Source organism: Streptomyces sp. NPDC041796, assembly GCF_055590785.1.
Map to the genome: position 1 here is coordinate 1 of NZ_JBVJAH010000089.1, position 2,572 is coordinate 2,572.

Consider the following 2,572-nt stretch of genomic DNA (forward strand, 5'->3'; position numbering starts at 1 on the left):
GGCGGATCCTCCGCAAAGCCCGCTGCAAACCGAGCCGGATGACGTCATCGGCAAAGCCATCCTCACTCTCGAGACTCACCGCTGAACAAGCTCAGTGCGGGAGCGCATGATCCCCAAGCCGGGCAGCGGAGGAAAGCTCAGGAGGCTGGGAATTCCCACCGCGATGGACAGGCTCGTGCAAGCCTCGCTCGTGCTGGTCCTGGAACCGATCTTCGAGGCGTCCTTCAAGCCGGTCAGCTACGGCTTTCGCCCCGAACGACGGGCCCACGACGCCATCGCCGAGGTCCATCACTTCGGCACCAAGGGATACCACTGGGTGCTGGATGCGGACATCGAAGCGTGCTTCGACAACATCGCGCACTCCGCCCTTCTTGAGCGGATGCGCCGACGAGTCGGCGACAAGCGGGTTCTCGCCCTGGTCAAGGCATTCCTGAAGGCGGGCATCATGTCCGCCGACGGCGAGACCAGGGACACGAACACCGGCACACCCCAAGGCGGCATCGCCTCACCACTGCTGGCGAACATCGCCCTCTCGGCGCTGGATGAACACTTCTGCGCCAAGTGGGATGCCCACGGCAGGTAACAGGCGGACAGCCCACCGCCGACGCGGAGGCGCCACATAGCGGATCGTCCGCTACGCGGACGATTTCCTGATCATGGTGTGTGGCACCCGAGCTCACGCGGATGCGCTGTGGGAGGAGGTCGCAGCTGTGCTCGCCCCGTTGGGGCTGCACCTGTCTGAGACCAAGACCCGTGTCTGCCACATTGACGAGGGCCTGGACTTCCTCGGCTTCCGTATCCAGCGGAGACGCAAGAGAGGTACCAGCGAGTTCTACGTCTACACCTATCCGTCGAAGAAGGCGCTCGCCTCCATCACGGGCAAAGTGCGGGCGGTGACCAATAAGAGAGGTCAGCGAACCCTCGCCGACCTGCTTCGTCAGCTCAACTCGGCGGTGCGGGGGTGGTGTTACTACTTCCGGTTCGGGTCGTCCACAGCCACGTTTCACTATCTCGACGACTTCTGCTGGCGTCGAGTGACGTTGTGGCTGAGGAAGCAGCATCCCGGGATCGACTGGAAGACTCTGCGGCGTCGCTATCTGATCGGTGAGCCCGGCTGGCGGCCCGAGGAGGACGGGATCACGTTGTTCGTCCCGCAGCGGGTGAAAGTGACCCGCTATCGCTGGCGCGGATACAACATCCTAACACCGTGGGCGAAAGCCGCAGTGGTGTGAACCGCGCGGTCCCATGGGAGCCCGTGGAGCGCCGGATGCGGTGAGAGTCGCATGTCCGGTGCGGAGGGCGGGCCGGGGAAACGGGCTGGTCACAAGACCAGTACCGCGCCCCGGTCCGACCCCTACTCCACCGCCAGGCCGTCGCAGCGGCCAGGTAGAAGCCGAGGGCAGTCCGATCCGGGGAACGCCGGGGAGGGCGGAAAGCAGCCCTGACGAAGTCGGGACGGCTGGGAACTACCAGACCAGCCGGGTCCGGTGAGCAAGGCCGGAAGGTACAACGAGAGTGAACCAGTGGATGACGCCCCGTAAGCGTCGAGCCGGGTCAAATCTGGTGGATATGGGCCGGTTTGCGCACCCGCCGTGAATGCGAGGCGGGTGACTCCGAAGCCGGAATGTATAGGCCGGTGAGGAGGCCACGAGGAATTTCTGCGGCGTACTCGTGGCGAGGCTGCCGGGGTATAGCTGGGCACCTCCCTCGTCGAACGGTTAGCGGTGAACGTGGGAACCATCCACGGCCGCCCTCGCGGTGTTCCAGCTAGGGCACCGAAGGGCAGGTCCGTCGGCGACCGATGGTCGTGGGATGGGGCGGAGGCTCCGTAGTAGTCCGAGCGGACGAGAGGTCCGTGCATGGCGAAGGGGGCCAGCAAGTCGGCAGTAAGGATGCTGGAATGCCCGGAGGTCGCCGGTGAATACCGACGACCCAGTGCTCACGTTGTTCGGCGCTGAGCGCAGGGTACGGGAGATCCAGGCCAAGCTGCACCGTTGGGCGACCGACGATCCAGGTCGCAGGTTTCATGATTTGTTCAATCTCGTCTGTGATCCCGCCTTCCTCCTGATCGCCTGGGAGCGAGTGCGGGCCAACAAGGGTGCCCGGTCGGCCGGAGTGGACGGAGAGAGTGCTTTCTACGTTGAACAGCGCCGAGGCGTGGGAGTTTTCCTCGCTGAGGTTCGCGAGGACGTGAAGGCACAGCGATTCCGTCCGCTCCCCGTCCGCGAACGGATGATTCCGAAGGCGGGCGGGAAGAAGGATATGCGCCGTCTGGGTATTCCCACTGTGCGTCGCGTTGTGCAAGCTGCGCTGAAACTGGTACTGGAGCCGATTTTCGAGGCGGATTTCGATCCGTGCTCGTACGGGTTCCGGCCCAATCGGCGGGCCCACGACGCGATCGCCGAGATCCGCACCTTCGCCGGCGCCCCTCATCGCTATGAGTGGGTGGTGGAAGGGGATATCGCGGCATGCTTTGAGCGCCTGGCTCTGTGAGGTCTCCGCAGTCGTTCTCCAGCAGTCCCTTCGAGATCTGGACACCGCGTACCGGAATTTCTTCGACGGGCTGAGGGAC

At 64.4% G+C, this 2,572-nt stretch carries 3 protein-coding genes; all 3 read left to right on the forward strand.

What is annotated here, in order from left to right; all coding sequences use genetic code 11:
• Positions 1–106: 106 nt before the first annotated feature.
• The 3 genes from ACZ6C1_RS38925 to ACZ6C1_RS38935 all read left to right on the forward strand — a co-directional run bounded on the left by ACZ6C1_RS38925 (position 107) and on the right by ACZ6C1_RS38935 (position 2,493).
• A complete protein-coding gene (locus tag ACZ6C1_RS38925) occupies positions 107–583 on the forward strand; it encodes a reverse transcriptase domain-containing protein (RefSeq protein ID WP_469247748.1) in 477 nt (158 codons plus the stop codon).
• A gap of 73 nt (positions 584–656) precedes the next feature.
• On the forward strand, positions 657–1,232 hold the full coding sequence (locus tag ACZ6C1_RS38930) for a group II intron maturase-specific domain-containing protein (RefSeq protein ID WP_469247750.1): 576 nt from the start codon (positions 657–659) through the stop codon (positions 1,230–1,232).
• Positions 1,233–1,917: 685 nt separating this feature from the next.
• A complete protein-coding gene (locus ACZ6C1_RS38935; protein ID WP_469247752.1) occupies positions 1,918–2,493 on the forward strand; it encodes a hypothetical protein in 576 nt (191 codons plus the stop codon).
• The last annotated feature ends 79 nt before the right edge of the window (positions 2,494–2,572 follow it).

Bases quoted from the DNA above. Each gene is read 5' to 3' on its own strand.
- ACZ6C1_RS38925 (WP_469247748.1), top strand. From the start codon at position 107: ATGATCCCCAAGCCGGGCAGCGGAGGAAAGCTCAGGAGGCTGGGAATT.
- ACZ6C1_RS38930 (WP_469247750.1), top strand. From the start codon at position 657: ATGGTGTGTGGCACCCGAGCTCACGCGGATGCGCTGTGGGAGGAGGTC.